This is a genomic window from Paenibacillus lycopersici (assembly GCF_010119935.1).
GTDB classification, from domain to species: domain Bacteria; phylum Bacillota; class Bacilli; order Paenibacillales; family Paenibacillaceae; genus Paenibacillus_Z; species Paenibacillus_Z lycopersici.
Genome location: NZ_CP048209.1, coordinates 591,481 through 617,160, shown reverse-complemented (window position 1 = coordinate 617,160; position 25,680 = coordinate 591,481). Strand labels below are relative to the sequence as shown.

The following is a 25,680-nucleotide window of genomic DNA, read 5'->3' as shown; positions in this document are numbered from 1 at the left end:
CAGCTCCTCAAATTATCGTGTAAGTCCGATCAAATCCGCCATTTTGACAAAAACGAAGCCTTTCTTCTTGAGCAGCCCGATTGCGGTTGGCAATGCTTCGATCGTATGAATATCGTCAAGCATATGAAGCAGGATGACGCTGCCTCCGGTCGTCTGCTTCATGACGCCTTTCACGATATCGTCCGCGCTATGCGCCGCGTCCCAGTCAAGCGTCGTGACTTCGTACATCGCGATGTCGGGGTAGCCCGCCGCGGCAATGGCTTTGGCGGTCGTATCGTCCACGACCCCGGTCGGCGGCCGGAACAGCATCGTCGGCTGCTGCTGAATGGCTTCCGTGATGACCTGATGCGCCTTGACGATGTCCGCCTGCAGCTTGTCCGGAGAGATCTCCGTCACGACGGGGTGGCTGTACGAGTGATTGGCGACGTCATGACCGCCCTCGATCATGGCCCTTGCCAAGTTCGGATTGCTTTCCGTCCCCTTCGCGCGAAGGAAGAAGGTCGCCTTCACGTCTTCCGCAGCCAGAATATCGAGAATCTTCGTCACCGTCTTGTCGGTTCCCCAGTCGTCGAACGTAAGCGCGATTCGGTTGGTCGGCGCACCGTCTTTCCGGTAATACAGCTTATAGGCCGCGTGGCTGAAATCGGGATTGATTTTGGCCGCGTCCCAGCCCGGAATCTCCTCCAGCGGCTTGCGCTCTCCTCCGTTCTCGATCAACTCATGGAGGGGAATGAGCTTGTAGCCGATATTCGACGCCGCCTTCGCGATATACGGGATCGCATCGATGACCTGCGGATTCACGTCCGTATCCAGATTGATGATGCCCCCTCGCATAATGAAACGTTCCACGTACTTGCCGATTTCGGCTGCGCTTTGCATCTGCCTGTCCTTCGGATTGATGTTATAGCTGACGACGCCTTTCATGCCGAGCTGCGCGGCCGCCAGCCGGACGTCGTCCGTGTAGTCGCCCGACTTCGTGCGCACGTACGTCGGCGTAATGCCCGTCTTCTTCTGAATGACGTCGTTGCTCAGCTTGATTTCGTTATACACTTGTTCGTAGGAGAGCTTGCTCATATCGAGGCGATTCAGCGTGTTACTCTCAATTTCGTGGCCTCTGGCCGCGATCGCCTTGGCGATGTCCGGCTCTTCCGCTACCCGCATGCCAGGCAGGAAGAACGTCGCCTTGATGCCGGAAGCATCCAGCTGGTCAAGCAGCCGGTCCATCGTCTCCGGGTCGGCCATGCCGTTGAACGTCAAGGACAGTTCCTTCCGGGCCGTATAGACGAAATCGATTCCCCGGCTCATCTGTCCGTCATAGCGCGCGACCTGCGCCTTCTTCGCCTGATCCGCTGCGGCAGGCGCTTCTTCGAATGTTCCGTTGCATCCCGCGAGCATGCCGACGACCGTCAGCATCGCGGTACCGGAGGCAAGCAAGCGGCCGGATCGTCTCGCCCGGCGCCGGAGCATCCCGATTCTCCCTTTGTGCACGTGCCAAAAACTCCTTTGCGCTGTATGCTGTATTAAGAGGTTTGCTGCCCGTTTGGCGCGAGCCCCATTAGCTCCGACATGCGCACGAACGTATAGCCTTGTCCGCGCAGCGTTGTGATAATAGAAGGCAACGCTTGAATGGTTTGGGTATCGTCCAACATGTGAAGGAGCACGACGCTGCCGTTCTTGGTGTCTTCCTTGACCGTCTGCAGGATTTGCGCACTCGTTCGCGACCGATTGAAATCGACCGGGTCGACGTCGAAATTGGCGATGTTGCGATAGCCCGTCGCGCCGACGACCTTCAGCGTCGATTCGTCGACTACGCCGGTGGGCGGACGGAAGAGCATCGTCGGCTGCTGCTGGATCGCTTCCGTAATGATCTTGTGCGCCTTGACGATCTCTTGCTGGATCTGCGCCGGAGTGATGGTCGTGATTACGGGATGGGAATACGTATGATTACCCACGTCGTGGCCGCCTTCGGCAATGGCCCGCGCCAAATTCGGATTCTTCTCCACGCCGTCGGCGCGAAGGAAGAACGACGCTTTGACCTTGTAAGCGGCCAGCACGTCCAGAAGCTTCGTGATCGTGTAGTCGGTTCCCCAATCGTCGAAAGACAGCACGACTTCCTTCTTCGGATCGTCCTGCTTGTTGTACATGACGTTGTAGGTCGCCGCGGCGTAATTCGTATTGATCCTGGCCGCGTTCCAGCCGGGGATTTGCTCCAGCGGCCTCCGCTTGCCCCCGTCGCGCATAAGCTTGTCCAGCCGGACGAACTGGTAGCCGACGTTCTTCGCGCCTTCCGCGATCAGCTTCACGGACTCGGCGATGATCTTGTTCTCCTGCGTATCCAAGGCGATAATGCCGCCGCGGTTAATATATTTGCGAATATAATTGCTCTTCTGCAGCGGGGTTTCGTTCTCCCAATTATGAAGAAACAAGCTTGCTCCGATGACCGCTTCCATGCCTTGCTGAGCGGCGGCGAGCCGGACGTTGTCCGTATAGTCGCCGAGCATTGTCCGCACGTAGACCGGCTTAACCCCCGTCTTCTTCTGAATGACGTCGCGGCTCAGCTTGATTTCATTGACGATCTGTTCATACGGCAACTTTTTCATATCGAGCCGGTTCAGCGTGTTGCTCTCGATCTCGTGGCCTCTGGCCAGAATCAGCTTGGCAATGTCCGGCTCCTCGGCCACCCGCATGCCGGGCAGGAAGAACGTCGCCTTGATTTTGTATGTATCCAGCTGATCCAGAAGCCGCTTCATCGCGGCTTTGTCGGCCATCCCGTTGAACGTGAGCGCCAGCTCCCGTTTGGTAGTGTAGACCATGGACACGGCATCGCTCGGCGTACCGGCGTACTTCACGGTTTTCGGTTGAACGAGCTGCGCATCGCTTGCGGACCGCCTGTCGCTCTTCCCCTTGAAAACTGCGCACCCGGCAACGAGCGCAACCGATAATAGCAGCAGCGAAATGGCTCTCAAGCGTTTCATGACACTCTCCTTCAAAATACGACATAAACCGTCATCACCAACACATTTTATTGTATTTTATTCCATTTTTAATGGGCCTATAGTACTATTTTAATTCACTCTATTATATAATAGCGAAATAGATTTGTAACGTTTTTTTTCGCCATTTTTTTACAAGTTTTATCCATTACCTAACCTCTCTTACCCTGAGCTGGACGGAACGCATCTGGCAATACCGTCCTCATGCTCGAAATTCGTCGCTCCTTGGCGATTCTCCGAACGGCAAAAAGGCACCTTGCCGCATGAATATGCGCCGGTGCCTTATTGCATTGTCGCAACGTATTTTACCCGTCTGCCCGATGTCTGCCCAGCAGCAGCCGAGCCAGCTCGGCGTAATTGCCCGCCTCGTGCGTCGGCTCGTGGCCGCTTTCGCGCGCCGCGCGCCGATGGTTGAACCAAATGACGCGCCAGCCGGCCTCAAGCGCTCCGATGACGTCGTTGCGCCACGAGTCGCCGACGTAGACGCTGTCGGCCGGCGTCGTGCCCGTCGCCTCGTTCACATGCCGGAAGAGCCGCGGATCCGGCTTGTCCCAGCCAAGCGCGCCGGATATGAAGCGCCGCTCCGGCGGCACGAGCTCGTCCAGCCGCATGGCGTCGATCTTGCATTGCTGATGGTTCGGCGCGCCGTTCGTGATCAGGCCGACGATCCAGCCCTCGCCCGCGAGCTTCGCCAGCAGCTCGCGCGCGCCCTCGAACATCGTAATCTCGTACTGGCAGCCGATATAGGCCGCCTGCATCGCCTCCGCCTGCGCCTCGGTCAGCGGAATGCCGAATTCCGCCAGCGTCAGCTGAAACCGGCGCATGCGCATATAGCCCGTCGCCGCGCCCGATTCCATCGCGCCCGCGCCGCCAAGCTCCAGCGACAGCATGTCGCTATGATACCGCAGGCGGTGATAGGCCGCTTCGAACGGAAATCCGCCAAGCGCAGCCAGCGGTCCCGCCGTCCGCTCCACTGCCTTGCGGAACGGAATCAAATGGTCGTACAGCGTATCGTCTACGTCAAAAAAAACGGCCCGTCGGTCGGTTATTCTCATCGATTCGTTTCCCTCGTTCTCGTCTTCGTCTTCTGTCTCCCCACACTATACGCCATTGCGGCAGCCCGGACAACGCCCGCTCCCCCGCCGCCGACGCAGCGGAAGCGAACTCCGGGCAGCACGAAGAGGGCTCCTCCAGGCCGGGCGGCCGGATAGAGCCCTCTTGTCCATCTCTCGCTTGTCGTCAATCCGGTTCCCGAACCTCCTGCCGGGGAGCGAGCTCCTCCTGCCGGTAGCGCTGCCGCCGCATCCACTGGGTCGCAACCCATTTCTCTCCGGCCGCCACCGGCATGCCCGCATGAAGCGTCAGCTCGTTCAGCCGCTCGTCCTGATAAAAATATTCGAAATAGACGGCGCTGCCTTTCCGCGGAGCGACAGCCAGCCGCAAGGAAGGAAACCATGTCTCGCCGCCCTCTTCCGCATCGTTCAAATACATCACGAGCGTGCTGATGCGATTATTGACCGCGTTGCCGGACGTGAAATAATCGACATGCGGGCGGTAGCATTCGCCAGCCCGATAGTGTAAAATTTGCAGCGGCTCCGCATGCGGAAGAGGGACGTTCATCAGCTCGGCCAGCCGTTCTTCAATGCGCCGGATGACGTCGTCCTCGCCTTCCTCCAGGAAGACGCCGCTCCCGGTACGGATTTCGCTCTCGGCCCGGGCCGGCCCGATTCGGGCGCGCCGCACGCGCCCCTGCGCCAGCGCGATCAAGGCATCGCACTCGCCGCCGCTCAGGACATTGTCCAGCACCAGCACCAGGGGTTCTCCGATGCGCGCGACGATCGGAATGTCCCGATCCTTTGTCCGGATCCGGTTGCCGCTTGCTTGCAATATCGTCTGCTCTTGCACGATCATTCGCTTTGTCCTCCATTCGGGATGGAATACCAAGGAAGTCATGAATATGCAGGCTTTCCGCTTAGCTAATCGTATACATATAGGATTCTTCGCGCTAAGCGAAAAATCCTTCCGGCACGGCAGGCAGGATCGCCGCCGGGTGATCCGGAAGGATAAATGACATACGGAAAGAAGGAATATCCATGTTGATTCGTCCCTTGCTGCCAAGCGACGACCCGGCCATCGAACGCATTATCCGCAGCTGCCTGATCGAGTTCGGGGCCAATCGGGCCGGCCTCGCCTAGGAAGACGAGAGCTTGAGCCGATTATCCGGCTACTATGCCGCGGAAGGGAGCGCGTATTGGGTCGTCGAGGATGAAGGAGCGGTGGTCGGCGGCTGCGGGATCGCGCCGTTCGCCGGTTCCCGCGAAGTCTGCGAGCTGCAGAAAATGTACCTGCTGCCCCGCATGAGAGGAACGGGCGCGGCCGCCCTTCTGCTGACTGCCGCGCTATCGTTCGCGCAGCGCCGTTATCGGCGCTGCTACCTGGAGACATTGACCGCGATGGCCGCCGCGAACCGCTTCTACGCGAAGCACGGATTCGTCCCGCTGGCAGCGCCGCTTGCCGGCTCGGAGCATTTCGCGTGCGATGCTTGGTACATCAAGGAGCTGTCCGGCAAGGCGTAACCGCCTAGCCGATCATTCCCTTCAGGCGGTCGCCCATCACCTGCAGCATGCTGCGCAGCACGTCGATGTTCTGGAAGCAGAGCGAGAACACCTGGTCCTTGTGCAGCTGAAGCAGCACCGTCGGCTCCGTCGCCGTGCAATCCGCCGAACGCGGGCCGCTGTCGATGATCGCCATCTCCCCGAAGCAGTCGCCCTCGCCCAGATGAGCGAGCGTCTCTCCGCCGCGATGCACGCGGACGGTGCCCTCGATAATCCCGTACAGCATGTCGCCGTAGTCGCCGACCCGGCAGACAGCCTCGCCCGGCGCGTATTCCACCTCGTCGACCATCTGCGCCAGACGCACGATATCGTCCTGGGATAACAGGGCGAACAGGTCGATCTTCTGCAGGATCAGCACGCGCCGCAGCAGCGAATCCTCCCCTTCCCCGGCTTCGAGCGCGGAAGCCGCAGCGGCCTGAACGGCCGTCGCGATCTGCGCCTCGGCGGCCTCTGCCGCCCCTTGCGCCGCCGTCCCTTGCGCCGCCGGCGCCGGCTTCACGCTCGCGCCCGCCTGCCGCTGCCCGTCGATCGCCGCGCGCAGCCTGCGGGAGAGCAGCTTCATCATCTCGATGGCGATGGACGAGCGGTCGAACATGACCTCGTAGAAGTCGTCGGCGTCCAGCCGCCATAGCGAACTGTCCGTCTCCGCGACCGCATCCGCCGTGCGCTCCCGGCGAATGAGGATGCCGGACTGTCCGAGCGACTCGCCGGCGCCCCGCTCCGCAAGCATCTCGCCAGCCCGATAAATGCCGACCCGGCCGGCGCGGATCAGATACAGCGAGTTGCCTTCATCCGCCGCGCGGAAGAGCGTCGCGCCGCGCTGCGCCTCGACCGGCGACAGCTTGTCCGCCAAGGCCGACAGCTCGCGGCTCGTCAACCCCTGGAAGAGCGAGAACCCGCGCAGCATGCCGATGCGCGCCATATGATCCCGAAGCGCCGCCGAAGCGCCGGGCTCGACCGCATACGCAATCGTCTGGCGCAGCCATGGGTCGTCCTGCTTCGCAAGCCAAGCCAGCTGCTCCGACAACTGCGCCTCCGTGCGCGCGGCGCCTGCCGCCTCGGACGGCGCCGTCATGATTCGCGCCAGCTCCATCCGAATCGCCCCGGTCGTCAGCTGATCCATCACTTCCATCGCGTTGGCCTGCTGCCGCGCGTCGCCTTCCGTCCAATTCGCATAGACGGCCTGAATCGTCGCGGTACCGTGAACGAGCGCGAGCAGCTGGAAGATCCGCCATACCGTTCGTTCCCGCACCTGCGAAGCCGCATCCGCCGCTTCCCGGTAGGGCTCGGCCGCGTTCAGTCCGACAAGCCGTTCCGTCAGCTGCCAGTACAGCTCCATTTCGGCGGCGGCAAGCCCTTCGATCGCGGCCGCCTGCTTCCCGGTCGCGGGACCGATGCCGCGACCGATGCGGACAAGCGCTTCCAGCAGCCGGTTCCGCAGCTCGAGACCGGAGAGCGGATAGCGCGACAGCAGCATGTCGAAGGCCGCCTGCGTCGCCAGACGCTCGAACGCCTTCGGCAAGTGCAGCGCTTGATGATCCCCGTCGAAATACGGCGCGAGCAGCGGCACGATCGTCCGCTCGTCGTACGCGGCCAGCGCGTCGATCGCGTCCTTGCGCGTTGCCCCTTGCTGCAGCCGCGCCACCAGATACGGCACGAGCTCGGGCACCTGCAGGGCGCCCGCCGACCGCAGCGCCAATCGTTTGACCCGGGGCGAGGCGTCCTGCAGCAGCGGGATGAGCGGCTTATAGAACTCCTTGATGCCGATGCGTCCGAACAGCGCCGCCACGGCGCTTCGCTCCCCCTCGTCCGTGCTCTCGAGCAGCGGCTTCAAGGCGCCGACCGCGCGGAACATGCCCTCGATGCCGTAGTACTTGATCAGCCCCGCAATGGCGGCGGATTTCAATTCCAGATCCGCTGCGTCCAAGTAAACGCTGACCGCGTCCAGGTAATCCTCCTGCGCGTAAGCCGTCAGCGCAAGCAGCGCCTGCGGTCTCGCCTCGCCTGCGGCTGCCTGCACCAGCGCGTACAGCTCCGGCTCCATGCCTGCCGGCTTCGTGCGCTCCACGTGCCGCAGCGTCTGTACGGCGACCTCCCGCTCCGGATGGCGGAGCAGATACGGAAGATGCGGCGACAGGTCGAACCCTTCCAGGCCGCGGAGAATCCGCAGCGCGTACAGCGTCTGCTGCCTGTCCGGGCTTCGCAGCGCCGACTCGAGCAGGCCTCGGCTTGCCGGATCCATGAAATCGAGCCCGGACTCGTCCAGCTTCGCGCCATCCTTCTGCAGCGTGGACAGCAGCGTCGCCAAATACGCGCCTTTGACTTTGATCGCCGCGGCGATGCAGACGACGAGCAGCGCCAGAATCAGGAAGCTGAATTCCCGTGCCGAGAGCAGCGGGGACAGCGCGATCAGGCTGATCGCGGCCAGCCCCTTGGCCCCGTTGCGCACGATGCCGTCGAGGAAGCTTTTGGCCCGGTTGCGCCATTTCGGCGGAATCGGGAACATGATGAGCTGGTTCACGGACGCGTTAATCGTGTCGCCGACGACCTTGTCGCTGCCTTTGACCAGGACGGCGGTGGCGAGCATCGGCATGAACAGCACCCCGAGGCTGCCCGCGAACAGGACGACGGGGAAGACGAGGATCGCGGCCATCACCCCGAACCGGGTCAGCAGGCGTCCCGCGACGAACACCTGCACGAACAGCCCGAGCAGCCCGGCCCAGCCGTAGAAGCTGCCCATGAAGCCGGCGAGCGCGTCGTTCTGCAATTCGCCCCCGAGGATGACCTTGAACTGATAATCGATGAACGTCAGCGCCAGAATGAGCGCCGCCGACATCACGGCCACGTACTTCAGATGCGGCACGGAAGCGAAGAGCCCGTCCTTCCCCGTCTCCTTCGCTTGCCGGCGCTTCGGCTTGGCGGACGCGGACGCCTGCGCCTTCTTATCCGTCTGCGCGAACGTCTCGGCGGGATCGCCGCTGATCCGCACGAGCAGGATGACGGCGCCGAGCGCCATCAGCTGCAGGCCGGCGTAGAAGTAGATCAAATTCGCCGTGCCGACGAGCGGCACGATGACCTTCAGCCCGAAGCCGCTCAGAATGCTACCCGTAATGCCGCCGCTGCCGACAAGCCCGATTGTCCGCTTGACCTTGCGCTGATCCAGCACCGACGGCGCAAACTGCCAGAAACAGACGATCATCAGGAAATTGAACACGTCGTACGATACGTAAATGACCGGGAACATCCAGTTATGCCCGAGCCCCGCCCCGATCCGCGTCAGGACGACGAGCAGCGTCACGGCGGGGATGAGTCCCTGGATCAGCCGATCGATGCGCACGCGCGGACTGTACCGCTGGAAGAGCAGGCCGGCCAGGATGAGCGAGGCCGCTTGCGGGAGGTACATTTTGGACAATACCGACGAGTCGAACCGGGACAGGAACAGCGCGTCCGCCGCCGTCCTCCCCACCGTCGACGCCGATACGACGAACAACAAATAGACGAACAGCAGCGCGACCTTGCGGTACTCGCCCCCATCCGCCGTCAGCCGCCCCATAGCGGCTCCGAGCCGGCTGCCGGCAAAACGTTTCATCATGCGGTAACGCCCCGTTTCATAAGCATAGTTAATGGCTCTAACTATTCCCTATGCCGGAAGCGTTTTCCTTCCGGGGCGGCAGAAAAAAATGCGGCTTGCGACCTACGGTTCGGCTCCCCGTCCCATCTCACTCCAGCTCCAGCGGCGTCAAATACACGGTTTCGCCCGCGCGCTGCCTGCGGAACGCTCCCGGCGTCACGCCCGTCCACTTCACGAACTGGCGGATGAAGCTCTGCACGTTGTCGTAGCCGATGCGCCGCGCGACCTCCTCGACGCCCAACTCGCCGCCCATGAGCAGATGCATCGCTTCCTGCTGCCGCAGCACCGCCAAATATTGGCGCGGCGACAGGCTGTACGCGTCCCGGAACACGCGGTAGCAGTGGCGCCGGCTGAAGCCGAGCCGTTCCGCGAGCGCCTCCATCCAGCCGGCCGCAATGGCCTCCTCGGCATGACGCTCCGCGACGAGCGACTCGATCGCCTTGGCGATGCGGATCGGCAGCACGTCGGCGTCGGAGCCGTCGTCCTCCTGCGTCGCAAGGGACGATTCCAGCAGCTCCATGATCGCGTAGAGGCTGCGAAATAGCTGCGTTTTGGATGCCGCAGAATCCTGCACGAGCGCCATGATGCGCCGTACCTCCGGCAGCAGCAGCCGGTTCAGCTCCTGCTCCGGCGACATCAGGAATAATTTCGCGCGGTTCAGCTTGTTCAGGAACACGGGATCGTCGACCTGCACATGCATGACGAAGAAAGCGAACGCCCCCTCCGCCCGATACGAATGCAGCATCATCGGCGGCACAAGAATGAGATGCTCCTTGCCCTGCCGGTAGACCGTGCCGCCGACCTCGGCCAGCTGCGTCCCCTCCATCACCAGATTAAGCTCGAACATCATATGATGCAGATGCCGCCGGCAGGCCCATCCGTCCGGCACGCTCCCCATCTGCGCACCGTAGAAATGCGCTTCGGCTTTCCGGTTCGGGAAATGACGCAGCCCCTTGGCCCAATCGGCGGCCTTCTCCTTCCCGATCTCCTTCGCGGTCCCTTTCTCCATCTTCATGCACGCTTCCTTCGCTCTCGGGATGTCTCATTCGGTTAACTATTGATGCCATTCACGGCCCGATTAGTTATTCATTGCGCGGCCGGGCCCGTCTATACTTGTATCATTGTCTACATTATAGAGGAGGTCAAGGCATGGAAGCTACGTTTCACTTAGGCGAGCCGGACGGCGTCATGATTCGGACGGAGGAAGGCTGGCGCCAATTGGCCGAAGGGTCCTCGGGCAGCTGGACGGCGCCGGGACTGGCGGTTTCGCTGTCCGCTGCGCAAGGGCAGGCTGTCGCGCTTGAACTGGAGGCGCCGAACGACGCCGTCCGCCTGATCAAGCTGCGCTGGACAATGAAGCAGGAAGGACGCTCCCTCATCCTCGGCGACCATTGGGAGCGCGCATACGGGGAGCTGGAATGGCGCGGCATCGTGGCGGAACGCGCGCTGCCGTGGTATTTCCTTCGCCATGACGGCAGCCGCACGGCGGGCTTCGGGGTGAAGACCGGCCCGAACGCGTTCTGCTACTGGCAGCTGGACGCCGACGGCGTGACGTTCACGGCCGATGTCACGAGCGGCAGCGAGGGCGTTCGCCTTGGCGCGCGCAAGCTGACCGTCGCGGAGCTGCTGCACGACCCGGGCCGCGAGGGCGATTCGCCGTTCCGGGCGGCGCAGCGATTCTGCCGGCTGATGTGCGACAATCCCGTCATGCCGAAGCAGCCGGTCTACGGCGGCAACAACTGGTACTATGCGTACGGCAACAGCTCGCATGAGGAGATTTTGGCGGATTCGCGGTTCATGTCCTCCCTGTCCTCGCATCGGGAGAATCGGCCGTACATGGTCATCGACGACGGCTGGCAGCTCGTCAGCGGCGCAGGCGCGTGCAATGGCGGCCCGTGGGTCGGCAATGCCAAGTTCCCGGACATGGAGCGTCTGATCGGCGAGATGAAAGAAACCGGCGTCAAGCCCGGTCTCTGGTGCCGGCCGCTGCTGACGGCGGAGGACGTTCCCGCCGAGTGGGTCCGCTATGCCGCGAGCGGCGGGCAAGTGCTCGATCCGAGCATTCCGGACGTCTTGCAGCATGTTCGCCAATCGGTCGAAACGATGGCGGGCTGGGGCATCGACCTGTTGAAGCATGACTTCACGACGTTCGATCTGCTCGGGCAGTGGGGCTTCACGATGAAATCGCGTCCGCACGCCTTGCGGCAGCCGTTCCATGACCGTTCCCGCACGACGGCGGAGATTACGCTGGCGCTCTACCGCACGATCGCGGAAGCGTCCGGAGACGCCGCCATCATCGGCTGCAACACGTTCAGCCATCTGTCCGCGGGCTTGTTCGAGATCCAGCGGACCGGCGACGACACGAGCGGCAAGTGGTGGGAACGCACGCGGTACATGGGCGTGAACACGCTGGCATTCCGGATGCCGCAGCACGGCACCTTCTACAGCCACGACGCCGACTGCCTCGGCCTGACGAAGGACGTGCCTTGGGCGCTGAACGAGCAATGGCTGCGCCTGCTGGCCGGCAGCGGCACGCCGCTCTTCGTCTCGGCCGATCCGTCGATCGTGACGAGAGAGCAGGAAGCGGCAATCCGCCGCGCGTTCGAGCTGGCAGCCGAGCCGCTGCCCGTCGCCGAGCCGCTCGACTGGCTGGACAACACCTGTCCGAGCCGCTGGCTGCTGAACGGCGAGGAAACGACGTTCGCCTGGAACGACGTGAGCGCCGAGCTGCTGGAGGAGAAAGACAACGGCTGGTGGCTGTAAAGGCTCGGCATGCCCGCTAGCAAACGAAACAGCAGCAATCCCGGACGCAAGCGATCCTGGACTGCTGCTGTTTTTTTGAGCTCACGTTCCCGTTACGCTTCCCTGGACTGCTGCCGCTGAATATGCAGACCGTCTTCCTCCGACCATTCGGCATAATAGACGGCTTGGATCCGATCCACGCCCTGCTCCCCAAGCCGAGATAGCAGCCATTCCTCGCTGCGGCCGATTTCGCGGAGCTCGCTTCGCTGAAGCATGCCCTGCTCGATCAGAATGCGCGGAAGTCCGGCCGCCGGCTTATGCACCCGCAGCTCCATTCGGGTCGGGGGCTCGTCGCCCGGCTGCTTCATCACGCTCAGGCTGCCGTTCGGTTCGAAGACCGCGAACGCGACCTCGCGCACCGTGAAGACGCCCTGCCCCCTCAGCAGCATGCCGACCTGATGCATGTCAAGACGGTTCCGCTTCATCGCTTCGACATCGATCTCGCCGCTGCGGATGATGATGTCCGGCCTGCCGTTCAGCGGCACCGACAGCCGCGGTATAAGCTGAACCGCCTTCTCCAAGGCAAGCGACAGCGCCATCCACAGCGCGAGGGCGAAGATGAGCAGCGCGAAATGCGTCCCGCGGTCATAGATCGTATTGCCGACAAGCTCGCTCAGCATAAGCGACGAGACGAAGTCGAAGGGCGTCAGCTGCGAGATTTCCTTCTTCCCCAGCAGCTTCGTCATGAACCAGAGCCCGAAGAAGCCCGTCGCGAGCTTCGCCGAAATCATTGCGTAATCCATCGCAAATCACCTCTCACAACCCGCGTCGATCGTCCGCCCCGTATCTTCTCCTCTTCAATATACACAGTAGATACACGCTTCAGGCTCGCTCGAAACAGCTGCCGGGCGGCAGCGGCGATTGATATTCGCAATGGGTCAAGAGGCGCTAGATGCCTTTTTTTAGCGATTTGTAGATATAGACCATCAAGAGCGAGAATCCGCCCACGACGGTCAGCGCGGCAAACAAACATTTCATGAAGAACAGCACCGGATCCACCTCATGCAATCATATTCATTATCATGCAATATCGGCGGGCTGCCGAACGAGATGAAGGTCTCTGGCGCCAAAACCCCGTCAGTTGTCGCTTATTATTGAATTTTTCCTATTAAAGTCCTATGACGTCTAATCCTGACACCCGCCTGAATACCTATAGAACAAGAGCCTAAAGGAACAGTCGGAAGGCAGCCAGGGGGGAACGGCAGCATGCGGATCGCGGTAGGCATCGTGCATGGCATCGGACAGCAGACCTGGGATTTCCATGCGAAATTCGCGGCAAGGCTGCAGGAGGCCATGGCGGCATTGAATCCGAGGGTCAAGCTCGTCGTCGAAGGCATCTATTGGGGGGATATTACGGACTCGTTGGAAAAGAAGCTGTGGGAACGGACGGACGCGGACCGGCTGCATTGGAACGAAACGCTGAAGCTGCGCTCGTTCGTCGTCAACTACCTCGGCGACGCCATCGCGTATCAAGCCATTCCGAAGGAGAACGACCCGTGCCCGCACGACTACATTTACGACGATATCCACGCGCGCTACGCCCAGCAGCTGCAGCGGCTGGCAAGCCGCGCGGGCGACAACGCCCCGCTGTGCATCATCGCGCACAGCCTCGGCACCATCATCTCCAGCAATTATTTCTCCGACCTGCAGTATCGGCGCATGCGGCCCAAGACGGGGGTTGCCGAGCTTATCCGCTCGAGCCGGTCGAAGCTCGTCGGAGGCGAGACGCTGACGCACTTCTACACGATCGGCAGTCCGATCGCGTTATGGAATATGCGCTTCGAGCATTTCGGGCAGCCCATCTCCGTGCCTGCGCCGCCGCTCAAACCGCTCGGCGTCGGGGAGTGGGTCAATTTCTACGACCGCGACGACATCATCGCCTACCCAATTCAGGGGTTGAACGCCGACTACGCCGCTGCCGTCACCGCGGATATCGAGGTGCGCTGCCCCGGTCCGCTGGGCTGGACGCCCGCTTCGCATAACGGGTATTTCCGTTCGCGTCCGCTAATCCGGCGCATCGTGCAGTCGCTGGATCGGATGAGCCGAATGATCCCCGGCGGGCTGCCGGGCTGAAGCCGGCCGGACTGCCCTTCGGCACGCCGGCATTTCGGCACGCCGGCATTTCGGCACGCCGGCGCCGTACCAGCGCCGGGACCGGAGGTCGCCACGCTGGCGCCGTACCCTGCGTCCTAGCCCTGCCATCTGCAGCATGCATCGCTGGCCGGTATCAGCACTGCATCTGCATGGATGGCCGGCGACGGCATCGGCAGCCTGCCTTGCAGACAGAAACGGCGACTCCGCGTCAGTGAACTGACAGGAATCGCCGTTTATCGTTCATGCCGCCTGGGGCAGCTATGCCCAGCTCATAGTCCGCGCTCATCGCTTTCGCTCCGACCAGGCCTTCAGCGACGGCAGCAGCCGTTTCGCGTCCTCATAGCCCTGCCAGTACAACGCGTCGAGCTTGGCGGAGTTCTTCTCCATCCGGCCGACTTCCAGCGGCTTCTGAGGCCGGATGACGAAGATGTCGCCGCGGGCCTCCTGATCGCGGATGTAGGCAACCTGATTATTGTAGATTTTATGCCGCTGAAGCATGATTCTCACGAATTTCGGGAACTTGGCGTAGATGCGCCGCACGAACCAAGCGAAGCGATTCGGCGATTTCCGGTACCCGGAGTCCCGCGTCAGCACGACGACATTGCGCTTGTACCCGTCCTTCTCCGCTTGCTGCAGCGGAATCGGATCCGAGATACCGCCGTCGAGCAGCTGCCGGCCGTCGTAGTTCACGATCGGGGCGATGAAAGGCAGCGAGCTGGAGGCGCGAAGCACCGTAAGCACATCGAAGTCCGGGTCGCTTTTGCGATAGAAGATCGTTTCCCCCGTTACGACATCCGTCGTCGCCGCGACGAACTCCTCGCTGCTGGCGGCGAAGGCCTGGAAATCGAAGGGCACCAGCTTATTCGGGATTTCATCGAAAATAAAATCCATGCCGAACATTTGCCCTTTCCGAAAATAATTCCCCCACGAAATGTACCGCTTATCCGTGATCATGTCGACATTGACGACTTTATTCCGGCCCTTCTGCCGGGAGAGATAGCTGGTCGCCACGCAAGCGCCGGCCGACACGCCGATAATATAAGGGAAGATGATCCCCTGTTCCAGAAAATATTCCAGCACGCCGGCCGTATAAACGGCCCGCATGCCTCCGCCTTCCAATACCAAACCGATCGATTCCATCGTTTTTGCTTCTGCCCCTATCCTCAATCCCGACATGTTAGCTAATAGTTATTTTACCTATGTAAAATGGGGGAAGTCAACGACGATTGGTTTGCTGCTCCATGGGAGCTGCAGCATTCGTCGGGAGAACGATTGGTTTGCTGCTCCATGGGAGCTGCAGCATTCGTCGGGAGAACGATTGGTTTGCTGCTCCATGGGAGCTGCAGCATTCGTCGGGAGAACGATTGGTTTGCTGCTCCATGGGAGCTGCAGCATTCGTCGGGAGAATGCCTGCGGAAAATTAATAATTCCATACCCGAATACTTGGTTTTGATGTACAATAGAACTAACCACTTCAACTTAACGGAGGCGCATACCATGGCAGCATCCTTACAACCCGACCCGTACGCGTGCATCGATGAAGTTCCGCTTCACCGGGTACGGAGCAACCAGCTGGGCATTCTCCTGAGCATCATTGCAACGGTGATCACGCAGCAGTTCTGGATTCTGATTCTGCCGCTGCTCGTGCAGCTCGTCAGCCGCACGTTCGGCGTGCGGTATAACTTGTTCGTCCGCATCCTCTCGCCTCTCATGCCGGTCAGCGCCAGAACCGAGAGCCGGGAGCTGCTGCGGTTCAACAGCCTGCTGGCCATCCTGTTCCTGGCCGTGACGCTGATCGGCGCCGCAACCGGCTTGACCATCCTTGCCTATATCAGCCTTGCGATGCTGACGGCTGCCGTCGTCTTGGCCTTGAGCGGATTCTGCCTCGGCTGCTTCATGTACTTCCAATGGAAGCAGTTCAACGCGCGGCGCCGGCTTAGAAGAAGCTAATCGAGTCATCCATACCCGACGACGGCCCTCTCTGCGGAGAGGGCTTAGCATGTCGAGAAAGTCCATGAGAAACGGACAGGAGATCCTTTATTTGCTCGTATTCATCGATTTTCCGCAAGCTGCCGAACAGGAGATTCGCTATTTCTGCCAAAAGCCGGTTTTTTGCTGCATTCCGGAGCCAATAACGAATCCTATGTCCGATCGCTACCTCCAAACGCCGATTGTGATCAAATAGCGGATCCTCTGTCCGCCTTCCTATGTTTGTTCGCGGAGCGGGTACACGTCTGACGATCCGTGTTGACTAGCGGTAACGTTGTCAGCCGCGGGCCTCGACCGAACACCTTTTCAACAGCCTGGGCCCTCTCTACGGAGAGGGCTGTTTGGTTTATCCGCCTTGCGAAGAAGCGGTCCACAGCCGCTCGCTTGTGTACAACCGAATCTGTGGATATGTGCGTAATAAAATTCAAAATACCGCAAAATAGCGCTTTTCCGCCTGTTAGCATTGTGCATAACCCTGTTGATAAGTGGATATCACAGCAGCAGGACGGACTTCGTTTCGCGCTGCATCGCCTTATGCACAACGCATATCCGTCCTCATTTTCGTTATTCACAGCCTACCGACATACCGCCATACCCCGCTATACGATAATGCGACTGCCGGCAACGCAAACAACCCCGGCTCGCAGAGCCGGGGCTTATCGTATGGATCGTAACCGTTATCGTTTGCGGATTAGTACGCGAGCGAGAACAGGCCGTTGATGTGCGACAGGTAACGCGCGTTGCTTGCTTTCTTCATCAGGGAAGCAGGCGTGCCTTTCAGCTCGATGCCGCTGCCGCCGATGGCGCCAATGCCGTCTTTGCGGCCCAGGCTTGCCAGCGTACCGGAGAATACCGGGCTGAACGTGTCCATCTTCGCGTTCTTGATTTGAGCCGCGATGTTCGCGCCTGCCAGTTCGCCCATTTGCCATGCCAGCTGAGCTGTCGGCGGGTATGGACGGCCTTCCGGTGCGAATACGACTGCGCAGTCGCCGGCCAGGAAGACTTCAGGATGCGAAGTGGATTGCAGGTACTCGTTGACCGTAGCGCGGCCGCGGTTGACTTCGATGCCGCAGCTGCCCACGAGGGAGCTGCCTTGAACGCCGCCCGTCCATACGAGCGTGTTCGTTTCGATCGTTCTGCCGTCTTTCAGCGTAACGACGTTGCCGTTCACTTCCGTGATCGCAAGGCCCGTCAGGAATTCCACGCCGCGAGCCTCGAGGCTCGACGTTGCGCGCTGAATCAGCTCAGGCGAGAAGATCGGCAGGATTGTCGGCATAGCTTCGACCAGCGAGATCGACACGTCCGCGAAATCCACGCCGTATTGACGGCAAATGCCCGGAAGCTCGTCTGCCAGCTCGCCGACCAGCTCAACGCCGGTCAAGCCGCCGCCGCCGATAACGAACGTTGCGTCCGCTTTATTCTTGCTTGCCGCGTATGCTTTGATCCGGTCTTTAACGTGATTGAATACACGGTTAGCGTCAGCAACGGATTTCAGCGTCAGGCTGTTCTCTTGCAGGCCCGGGATGCCGAAGTAGTTCGTTTCGCTGCCCAGCGCGAGCACGAGGTTGTCGTAACGATACGACGTGCCGTCGCCCAGGGATACGCGTTTGCCCGCAACGTCGATCGTTTGCACTTCGCCGACCACGACGTTGACGGATTTGCCTTTCAGCAATTTCGCCAGCGGCAATGCAACGGCTTTCTCGGCTACGTTGCCTGCGGCAAGACGGTGAAGCTCCGTAATGATTTGGTGCGAGGGAACGCGGTTAATCAGCGTGATGGTTGCTTCGTCCTCCGTCAGATGCTGACGAGCGGACAGCGCGCTAAGCAAGCCGCCGTAGCCGCCGCCTAGGATCAGTATTTCTTTTCTCATGGGTTCTCATCCTCCGTACTTCGCATAAGTTATGAATCGTCGATATCGGTTCGGTCGGTTTAGCCCTGTTGCTTTCTTTCGCCAAGGATGTCGAGGTATGCTTGGCTGAAACGGAGCATTCTTTGCAGTTCCGGATCTTTCAGCAATTTGATCATGCCGAACAAGCCGATCACGTTCTCGCTTTGCTCCGCACGGTCGCTCGCTTCGATTGCTGCCGATGCGTAGCCCTTCACTTTCTCCGTCAGCGGCTTAACGACTTCTTGGATGCCGCCTACCGTGTCTTGGATCAGGATGCGGTCGGAAGCGACCTTCTGCGCCAGTTCGTACGTTTTCGTCATCAAAGCCATCATTTCGGACAGTTTAGGAAGCTGGTCCACCAGTTGTGTCAGCGCTTCTTGCACTTCCGGCTTCAGCAGTTGATCGAGTACGTCCGATTTCACGAGCGCCGATGCATCTTGCTGCTCCAGGTTCGATACCATTGTTTCACTCATTGTATTGCCTCCTTCAGATGTAGTCACTCAGCTGCAATCATCCTGACGGATGAACCGGCGCGCCGCCGCAAGCAGCGCGGCAAGCTTAATCCCATCAAGGCGTCTGATAACGTTCACTGCCTTGGGACAGGGAACGCAGCATACGCCTATAGCGAAGTAAAGCGGTAAAGCATTCCATCGCAAAGGGAGAAATGTGAAAATAATCACAAGACGCTTCGAGTATGACAGCAGCCTTTCTTCTGTCTCTACTGTATCGCTTTTTGCCCTGCTCGACTATAGGTAATTTTAAAATTATTTTTATTATTACTATAAAAATTTTTAATCATCCCAAGAAAAAAAGCCCAGCGCCGCTAAACACGCGAGTTTCAGGCGCCGGAACGATGTAAACGCTGTTAAAAGGTTCCTGGCATACGCTTTGAAACGCTGCCATAATTTACGCTTTCCGGTAGGATCGCTTATCGTCCGCCGGGACGAAACGGTCTCGCAACGGCCGGTCGGAGCTCCCGGCGAGGTGTATCGCCGCGGGACCGCAGCCCGGTCCGGTCGACCGCAGCCGCAGCCCGGCGCTTAAATCAATTTATGCCGATACCATTTCTTCCCGCGGAAGCGCAGGATGAAGACAAGGCCCCTGACGCCCCACTCCAGGTTCATCGCGAGCCAGACGCCGACGATGCCGCCATGCAGCACGATCCCGAGCAGATAGCCGAGCGAGATCCGGAACAGCCACATCGACAGCAGCGACACCATCGACGTGAACTTCGAGTCGCCCGCGGCGCGCAGCGCCGACGGCATGATGAAGCTCATCGACCAGAGCGGCACCTGAGCGGCCGCGTTAATGAGGACGATCATGAAGATGTCGTGCTTGATTTCCTGCGGCGGATGGAACAACGCGACGAGCGGATGGAACAACGGCACCACGATCAATGCAGTAATAAGCAGGAACACGGTCGATGTCCACACGAAGAACCTTGCGTACTTTCTCGCGCCGTCGACGTCCTGCCGCCCCATGCTCTGGCCGATGATCGTAATTGCCGTCAGCGCCAGCGCGTTGGACGGAATTTGCGTCAACTGCGCGAACGAGCCGCCGATGGCATTGACCGCGATGGCATTCGTCCCCAGACTGACGATGAAGGTTTGGGTAACGATCTTGCCGCCGTTGAAGAACATTTGCTCGGCCGCGAACGGCAGCCCGACGTACAGGATTTTCCGGACCATGGCGAACTTCACGCGGATCATGTCCTTGATCTGCACATGCAGATCCTTGTTCTTCTTGACCAGATAATAGAGCGCGAACGCAGCGGCCCCGTAGCGCGCCGCATTGACGGAGATGCTCATGCCGAGCACGCCCATGTCCAGCCCGTTAATGAACAACAGATTCAACAGCACGTACGAGATGTTCATGACCAGCGACAGCACGAGCGACGCCCGCGACTGCCCGATGCCCCGCAGCGCGCCGCAGACCGCTTCCACCAAGGCGATACCGGCGTAAGACGCGCAGCTGCCAATGAAGTACGTCTTCGCTTTGGCGAATACGTCCGGCGACGCCGACCTGAACAACAGGTGAAGCGCGGGGCCGTGAAGCACGATCATCGTCAGGCTGATGCCGATCGCGAACAGCGTGACCGACGCAACGGAGCTGGCCGCCGCCCTGGATACCATGGAGCCGTTCCCGTTTCCTTTATATTGCGCCACGATGACGGTACCGCCCGTCGACACGGCGACGAAGACGCTGATGAGGAAGAAATTGAGCGAATCAACCAGATTCACCGCGCTGATCGCCGATACGCCCGACGAGCTGATCATGGCGGTGTTGACCACGTTCAGGCAGACGATGAATGCCTGATCGATCAGAATCGGCAAATAGAGCGAAAGCAGCTTCCGGTAATCGTCGATCGCTATGCGGGCTTGCATTTTGGCCAGAAACGTTTGTTTGCGCATTCGATAGGCCGGCTGAACCACGACATCACATTCTTTTTATCGGATTTGGTAGAGCTTCAGGCGAAATGGCTGCATGCAGCCTGCGGCAGAGTGTCTATTGCCATCTATTATAACAAAGATATGTGCGAACGTGACTTCAACTTGCGCCGATTCCTCGATCGACTCGCTTGAAACGGGACTTGTTGTATGTCACAATCAAGAGGATACATAGTTACGCTTCCGTTCATGTCATGCTCAAGGAAGCGATCAAGCCCCATTATTAAGGAGGTATCGTTTATCATGAAAACGATCAAACTCGGCACAAGCAATCTCGAGGTTCCCGTAGTCGCGGTAGGCTGCATGCGCATCAATTCGCTGGATAAAGCCGGCGCGGAACGCTTCATTCAAACGTCGCTCGAGGAAGGCGCGAACTTCTTCGATCATGCAGATATCTATGGCGGCGGCAAATGCGAGGAAATCTTCGCGGATGCCATCCACATGAGCGACGCCGTGCGCGAGAAAATCATTTTGCAGTCCAAGTGCGGCATTCGCCAGGGCCAATTCGATTTCTCCAAGGAACATATCCTTTCGTCCGTCGACAAGATCCTGCAGCGCCTGAGAACCGATTACCTCGACGTGCTGCTGCTGCACCGTCCGGATGCGCTCGTGGAGCCGGAAGAAGTGGCGGAAGCGTTCGATCAGCTGGAAAGCGCCGGCAAAGTACGCCATTTCGGCGTATCGAACCAGAATCCGAACCAAATCGCCCTGCTGAAGAAGTTCGTCAAGCAGTCGATCGTCGCGAACCAGCTGCAGCTGAGCATCACGAACGCCAACATGATCTCGAACGGCGTCAACGTGAACATGGAGAACAATTCCGCGATCAACCGCGACGGCAGCATCCTCGACTACTGCCGCCTGCACGACATCACGATTCAGCCGTGGTCGCCGTTCCAATTCGGCTTCTTCGAGGGCGTCTTCCTGGACAACCCGAAATTCCCGGAACTGAACGCGAAGATCGACGAAGTCGCCAAGAAATACGACGTCAGCAACACGACGATCGCCATCGCTTGGCTGCTCCGCCACCCTGCGAAAATGCAGCCGGTGACCGGCACGATGAACATCGAGCGCATCAAGGATTGCATCCGCGCAAGCGAGATTACGCTGACGCGCGAAGAATGGTACGAAATCTACCGCGCGGCAGGCAACATCCTGCCATAAACGCTTGAACGCTGCGGCGCAAGCCGCTAAAGGGCAGCCCCGGTCCATGATGACCGGTGCTGCCCTTTTTGTTATGGCGTTATGGGAGGGCATCCGGTCGTCAACAATCGGCAGCCCGGACGCCGCTGTCCGATGCTGCCGTCATTCGCTGCGCCGGCTGGCTTCACATGCCGGCGGCCGAGCCCAGCTGCTCCTGCGCGGCAGGCTGCACGAACGATTTCCGCGCCCATGCGCCGCTCTTCCAGCGCCAGAGCATCATCAGGCCCCGCAGCCATTCGTCCACGGTGAACGCGATCCACACGCCGGCCAAGCCCCACCCCAGGTGCACGCCAAGGTAGTATGCCAACGGCACGCAGACGCCCCACATCGAGAAGACGCCCATCAGCACCGGGAACTTCGCGTCTCCGGCCGCGCGGAGCGAGTTGATGACGACGATATTGAAGACGCGCCCCGGCTCCAGGATGATCGAGATGAGGAAGATGCCCGCGCCCGTCGCAATGATCTTGGGATCGTCCGTAAACAGTCCGACGAGCTGGAAACGGAACAGGGCGGTGATGGCGACGACGACGGCCGTCAGCATGATGCTGATGCGCAAGCTGCGCAGCAGCCGGTAGTACGCCGCCTTCTTCTCGCCAGCGCCCACCATATGGCCGACGATGATCTCGGTCGCGATCCCGATCGCCGTCGACAGGGCCATGAAGTACGTGCTGATATTGAACACGTACACATGCGCGCTGAGCGCCTTTTGCCCGATGATGTTGACGAAGCCCATGATCATCATGTACTGGGACTGCCAGGCGATCTGCTCGCCGGCCGCCGGCAAGCCGACGCCCAGGATCGTTCTCACATGCCGCTTGTCGAACGAGACGTAATCCTTGAGCCGGATCGGACTCGGAATGCGGCGGTACAGCAGCGCGATCAGCACGACGATGCCGATCAATCGGCTGAATACGGTCGAGACGGCCGCACCCGTCACGCCCCATTCCGGGAAGCCCATATGGCCGAAGATCAGCAAATAATTGCCCGCCACGTGCAGGACATTGACGCCGAGCGTGACGAACATGACGTCCTGCGTCCGGCCGTTCGCGCGCAGGATCGAGGATACCGCGTACGACACCGCTTCGATCCAGATGAAGCCGCCGATGAGCCGCATGTATTTGTTCGCGATGGCGATCTGCTCCGGCGCCAGATTGAGCATTTCCATGAATTGCTTGCTGAACGCGAACAGCACCAGGCTGACGAACAAGCCGAAGATGACGTTCAGCGAGATGGCCAATGCCGAGATGCGGCTGGCCGTCTCCTTCTTCCCCGCTCCCAGGAACTGCGTGACCGCCACGCTCGTGCCGATGCCGACGAAGCCGAACATCAGAATGCAGAAGACGATGATTTCATTGGCCAAGCCGACCGCGCCGGCAACATTGTCCGAAATGCGGCTCAGCATGAACACGTCGGCGCTGCCCAGCATCATCCGCAGGACGGAATCGATGAGAATCGGCCACGTCAGCGCGAATAAACTTAACTTTTTCCAGGTGGGTACGGTTTCTCCCGTTTGCTCTCTATCTCTCATAAACCGGTCGTTCTCCCTATTCTCCATGTTGAATGTCTCTATCTCTAAGACTATGCCTTCATCATTATGCCATACGGCGGTCAGGTCCCGCTTGTCCAATATTTATGCCTTTTGGTTTTAAATTTGATGAAATGGGAGGCTTTCTGTTACGATGTTTATCGTAAAGGAGCGATTCACCCTATGATCATGACGACAAAAGTGGGACGCAACGCCCCATGTCCCTGCGGCAGCGGATTGAAATACAAGAAATGCTGCCTGCCCAAAGACGAGGCCGTCCGCATCGGAGAAGCCCCCGCGCAAGCGGCGGCGGCGCCTGCTTCGAAGCCGAGCGGCAGCGAGTCCTTATACATCGCCGTACCGGAGTCGCTCGAAGAAATGAATGCGGCCGTCGACCGCATCGCATGGCCGCAGCCGCAATACGGCAGCCTGGCCGCAGAGCTCGTCCCGCATCTGGCCGGTCGTTACTCGTGGGATGAAATCAACGCGACGATATTGATATGGTTCGCTTACGCCAGAGAGCATGCGCCGATCGTGCAGAAGCCGGGCGTCTTCTTCGCCGCGCTGGAATACAGCCTGGCCATGCTGACCGGCCGTCAAAATATGACGAAGGCCGAGGTCGCTAAGCGGTACGAAGTATCCGCCGGCAGCGTGTCCAAACGGATCGGCGAGCTCGCGCCTTTCGTGGAACGCGCGATCGCCGCGTTGAACGACGAGCAATAGCCGCGGGTTCGATCGTCCTCGCGGCTATGCGCCGCGCTGCAGGGGGAGCGGCGCATAGCCGCACGGAGAAGGAGCAGTCCGGGTCATGATGCCATGACCCGGACTGCTCCTTCTTATTCTCCGGATCGTTAGCCGTGCCGATCAGATAGGTGCCTCCTTACGACGCAGGCTGCCAATACCGAAGCTTGAGCGTATAGGCCCGTCCCGAGTAAGAATACGAATAGCCGGACAACGCGTCGCTCGCTGCAAAAGCCTCCGAAATATCCGCTCGCTCATCCCCGTCATAGACTGCTTTGAAGCTCACTTCCGACAGTCGCGAAGCGATGGCGTTCGCAATATACGCCTTCAGCTCCGCTGCGCTGTGCATCGCCCAGCCCTTGTATTCGAAGTAGTCATACTTCACGGCCGTCGCGGCCGGCCATTCCGCTGCGTTCCACGTATGATCTTGGCTTAAAGCGGCATCGGTCACGTTAAAGTAGCTGTACGCGAGGCGGCCTTTCTCGTCCGGCACCGGATCGTCCCAGGTCACGTCCAAATTGTAATATTCGCCGCCGATGTTCACCTTGTTCCAGGCATGGCCGCCGCCGTTCGCCGTGCCGGTCACGATTTGCGAATCGATTCCCGCCAGCTCCAGCATGATGTGCGCCGCGTACGCATACCCTTGGCAGACGGCCGTCCCGCGTACCAGGGAACCGAACGCGCTGTATGAATCGGCAGGTACCGTATCTTTCAGGTAATTGTCGTAATCATAGGCGACATGCAGGACCAGATAATCATGAATGGCGAGTTCTTTCTCGAAATCGCTCATGCCGGGCGCGATGATCGAATCATTCGCGCGCTTGGCCTCTTCATAGATCCGCTTGGATCGATCGTCCTTGAAGATCAGCTCCCGGCCTCTATGCTCGACCGCCTCCAGCAGGTCCGATTCGCCGCGAATGTATAACGGGCCGTATGCCGACGCAACGCGGTACGCGATGGAGAATATCTGCTCCCGGGACGCGTTCGACTTCGGCTGGAACAATACCCCTTCCTTCATCTGCGCGCCTTTCAGGATGCCTGCCGCGGACAAGCGCTCCGACGCTTCCTTCGCCCAGCCGGCGATCGCGCCCGCGTCCCGGAACGACTCCGATGCGAGGCTTGGCAGTTTATCCGCCAGTCCGGCCTTTGCGATCGTATTGTAGAGCATGACCGCCAGCTGCTCCCGCGTGACCGGCGCTTTCGGCGAGAATACCCCCTTCCCCGTTCCTCCGACGAGCTCCAGCGCATACGCCTTGCGCACATCGGCATTATCGGTATCCGTAAAAGGATGCACAGTCGGCGCCGGAACGGCTCTGCCCGTCAACCGCTCGTACAAGCGGACGATTACGGCGCTCAGCTCCGCCCGCGTTATCGGCTTCCGATAATCGTCCGCAAGTTCGCTCGGGATGAGATCGAACGCAAAGGCGCGATCAACGTCCGCTTGCGCCCACGCGCTCGGTTCATAGGCATGCGCCGCTTTCGCGGCAGTCGGCGACAGCAGCAAAGCGTTCGTCAGCAGCATTGCCTTCGCCCCCCGTTTCTTGTTTGCAATGGTCATTGGGTTGTTCTCCTTCTCGTCATGACAGGAATCTGTATCTATCTCTTTATCGGCAGGGGGTTATTGTCATTTAATCCGAAAGAGGCTCTGCGCGGTGGCTCCGCCGCAAGAGACAATGATAGGGCGGCCCCGGCATGATGCTCGGAGCGGGCTTACGAGACAACGCGGAAGGATTCCGGCGTTGGCTGTGGAATTTT

At 60.0% G+C, this 25,680-nt stretch carries 19 protein-coding genes; 6 read left to right on the top strand and 13 right to left on the bottom strand.

The window, feature by feature from the left end:
* Positions 1-12 precede the first annotated feature (12 nt).
* From GXP70_RS02805 to GXP70_RS02790, 4 genes are all read right to left on the bottom strand, one after another.
* Complete coding sequence (locus GXP70_RS02805; RefSeq protein WP_162360264.1) at positions 13-1,467, bottom strand: polysaccharide deacetylase family protein; 1,455 nt, start codon at positions 1,465-1,467, stop codon at positions 13-15.
* Positions 1,468-1,520: 53 nt separating this feature from the next.
* Positions 1,521-2,975, bottom strand: a complete 1,455-nt coding sequence (locus tag GXP70_RS02800; protein ID WP_162355060.1) for a polysaccharide deacetylase family protein — start codon at positions 2,973-2,975, stop codon at positions 1,521-1,523.
* A gap of 323 nt (positions 2,976-3,298) precedes the next feature.
* Entirely contained in the window at positions 3,299-4,048 is a 750-nt protein-coding gene (locus GXP70_RS02795) for an HAD family hydrolase (RefSeq protein ID WP_162355059.1), read from the bottom strand.
* Positions 4,049-4,232: 184 nt separating this feature from the next.
* Entirely contained in the window at positions 4,233-4,904 is a 672-nt protein-coding gene (locus GXP70_RS02790; protein WP_162355058.1) for a 2OG-Fe(II) oxygenase, read from the bottom strand.
* 296 nt (positions 4,905-5,200) lie between these two features.
* On the opposite strand from GXP70_RS02790, the gene GXP70_RS02785 reads away from it, so the two are divergent.
* Complete coding sequence (locus GXP70_RS02785; protein WP_225442641.1) at positions 5,201-5,569, top strand: GNAT family N-acetyltransferase; 369 nt, start codon at positions 5,201-5,203, stop codon at positions 5,567-5,569.
* 4 nt (positions 5,570-5,573) lie between these two features.
* Here GXP70_RS02785 and GXP70_RS02780 read toward each other — a convergent pair whose 3' ends face one another.
* A complete protein-coding gene (locus tag GXP70_RS02780; RefSeq protein ID WP_162355057.1) occupies positions 5,574-9,200 on the bottom strand; it encodes an Npt1/Npt2 family nucleotide transporter in 3,627 nt (1,208 codons plus the stop codon).
* Between the two features lie 127 nt (positions 9,201-9,327).
* On the bottom strand, positions 9,328-10,254 hold the full coding sequence (locus GXP70_RS02775) for a helix-turn-helix domain-containing protein (protein ID WP_162355056.1): 927 nt from the start codon (positions 10,252-10,254) through the stop codon (positions 9,328-9,330).
* Between the two features lie 134 nt (positions 10,255-10,388).
* Here GXP70_RS02775 and GXP70_RS02770 point away from each other — a divergent pair, with 134 nt between their 5' ends.
* Positions 10,389-12,002 (top strand): alpha-amylase family protein, encoded by a 1,614-nt coding sequence (locus GXP70_RS02770; protein ID WP_162355055.1) that lies wholly within the window; start codon positions 10,389-10,391, stop codon positions 12,000-12,002.
* Between the two features lie 92 nt (positions 12,003-12,094).
* Here the strand turns inward: GXP70_RS02770 and GXP70_RS02765 are convergent, their stop codons facing one another.
* Complete coding sequence (locus GXP70_RS02765; protein WP_162355054.1) at positions 12,095-12,784, bottom strand: YetF domain-containing protein; 690 nt, start codon at positions 12,782-12,784, stop codon at positions 12,095-12,097.
* Positions 12,785-13,247: 463 nt separating this feature from the next.
* Between GXP70_RS02765 and GXP70_RS02760 the strand changes: the two genes are divergently transcribed.
* A complete protein-coding gene (locus tag GXP70_RS02760) occupies positions 13,248-14,114 on the top strand; it encodes a chemotaxis protein (protein WP_162355053.1) in 867 nt (288 codons plus the stop codon).
* Between the two features lie 303 nt (positions 14,115-14,417).
* Here the strand turns inward: GXP70_RS02760 and GXP70_RS02755 are convergent, their stop codons facing one another.
* Complete coding sequence (locus tag GXP70_RS02755) at positions 14,418-15,275, bottom strand: patatin-like phospholipase family protein (protein ID WP_162355052.1); 858 nt, start codon at positions 15,273-15,275, stop codon at positions 14,418-14,420.
* Positions 15,276-15,632: 357 nt separating this feature from the next.
* Here GXP70_RS02755 and GXP70_RS02750 point away from each other — a divergent pair, with 357 nt between their 5' ends.
* A complete protein-coding gene (locus tag GXP70_RS02750; protein WP_162355051.1) occupies positions 15,633-16,085 on the top strand; it encodes a DUF4395 domain-containing protein in 453 nt (150 codons plus the stop codon).
* Positions 16,086-16,815: 730 nt separating this feature from the next.
* Here GXP70_RS02750 and GXP70_RS02745 read toward each other — a convergent pair.
* From GXP70_RS02745 to GXP70_RS02735, 3 genes are all read right to left on the bottom strand, one after another.
* Positions 16,816-17,994, bottom strand: a complete 1,179-nt coding sequence (locus tag GXP70_RS02745; protein ID WP_162355050.1) for an NAD(P)/FAD-dependent oxidoreductase — start codon at positions 17,992-17,994, stop codon at positions 16,816-16,818.
* 59 nt (positions 17,995-18,053) lie between these two features.
* A complete protein-coding gene (locus GXP70_RS02740) occupies positions 18,054-18,485 on the bottom strand; it encodes a DUF1641 domain-containing protein (protein WP_162355049.1) in 432 nt (143 codons plus the stop codon).
* A gap of 567 nt (positions 18,486-19,052) precedes the next feature.
* A complete protein-coding gene (locus GXP70_RS02735) occupies positions 19,053-20,444 on the bottom strand; it encodes an MATE family efflux transporter (RefSeq protein ID WP_404822306.1) in 1,392 nt (463 codons plus the stop codon).
* A 258-nt stretch (positions 20,445-20,702) separates the two neighbouring features.
* Here GXP70_RS02735 and GXP70_RS02730 point away from each other — a divergent pair, with 258 nt between their 5' ends.
* On the top strand, positions 20,703-21,620 hold the full coding sequence (locus tag GXP70_RS02730) for an aldo/keto reductase (protein ID WP_162355047.1): 918 nt from the start codon (positions 20,703-20,705) through the stop codon (positions 21,618-21,620).
* 163 nt (positions 21,621-21,783) lie between these two features.
* Here GXP70_RS02730 and GXP70_RS02725 read toward each other — a convergent pair whose 3' ends face one another.
* Entirely contained in the window at positions 21,784-23,187 is a 1,404-nt protein-coding gene (locus tag GXP70_RS02725) for an MATE family efflux transporter (RefSeq protein WP_162355046.1), read from the bottom strand.
* Between the two features lie 180 nt (positions 23,188-23,367).
* Here GXP70_RS02725 and GXP70_RS02720 point away from each other — a divergent pair, with 180 nt between their 5' ends.
* A complete protein-coding gene (locus GXP70_RS02720) occupies positions 23,368-23,907 on the top strand; it encodes a YecA family protein (RefSeq protein ID WP_225442640.1) in 540 nt (179 codons plus the stop codon).
* A 157-nt stretch (positions 23,908-24,064) separates the two neighbouring features.
* On the opposite strand, the gene GXP70_RS02715 is transcribed toward GXP70_RS02720, so the two are convergent.
* Positions 24,065-25,483 carry a transglutaminase domain-containing protein gene (locus tag GXP70_RS02715; RefSeq protein WP_162355045.1) on the bottom strand — a complete coding sequence of 473 codons (1,419 nt, stop codon included), beginning with the start codon at positions 25,481-25,483 and terminating at the stop codon, positions 24,065-24,067.
* Between the last annotated feature and the right edge of the window lie 197 nt (positions 25,484-25,680).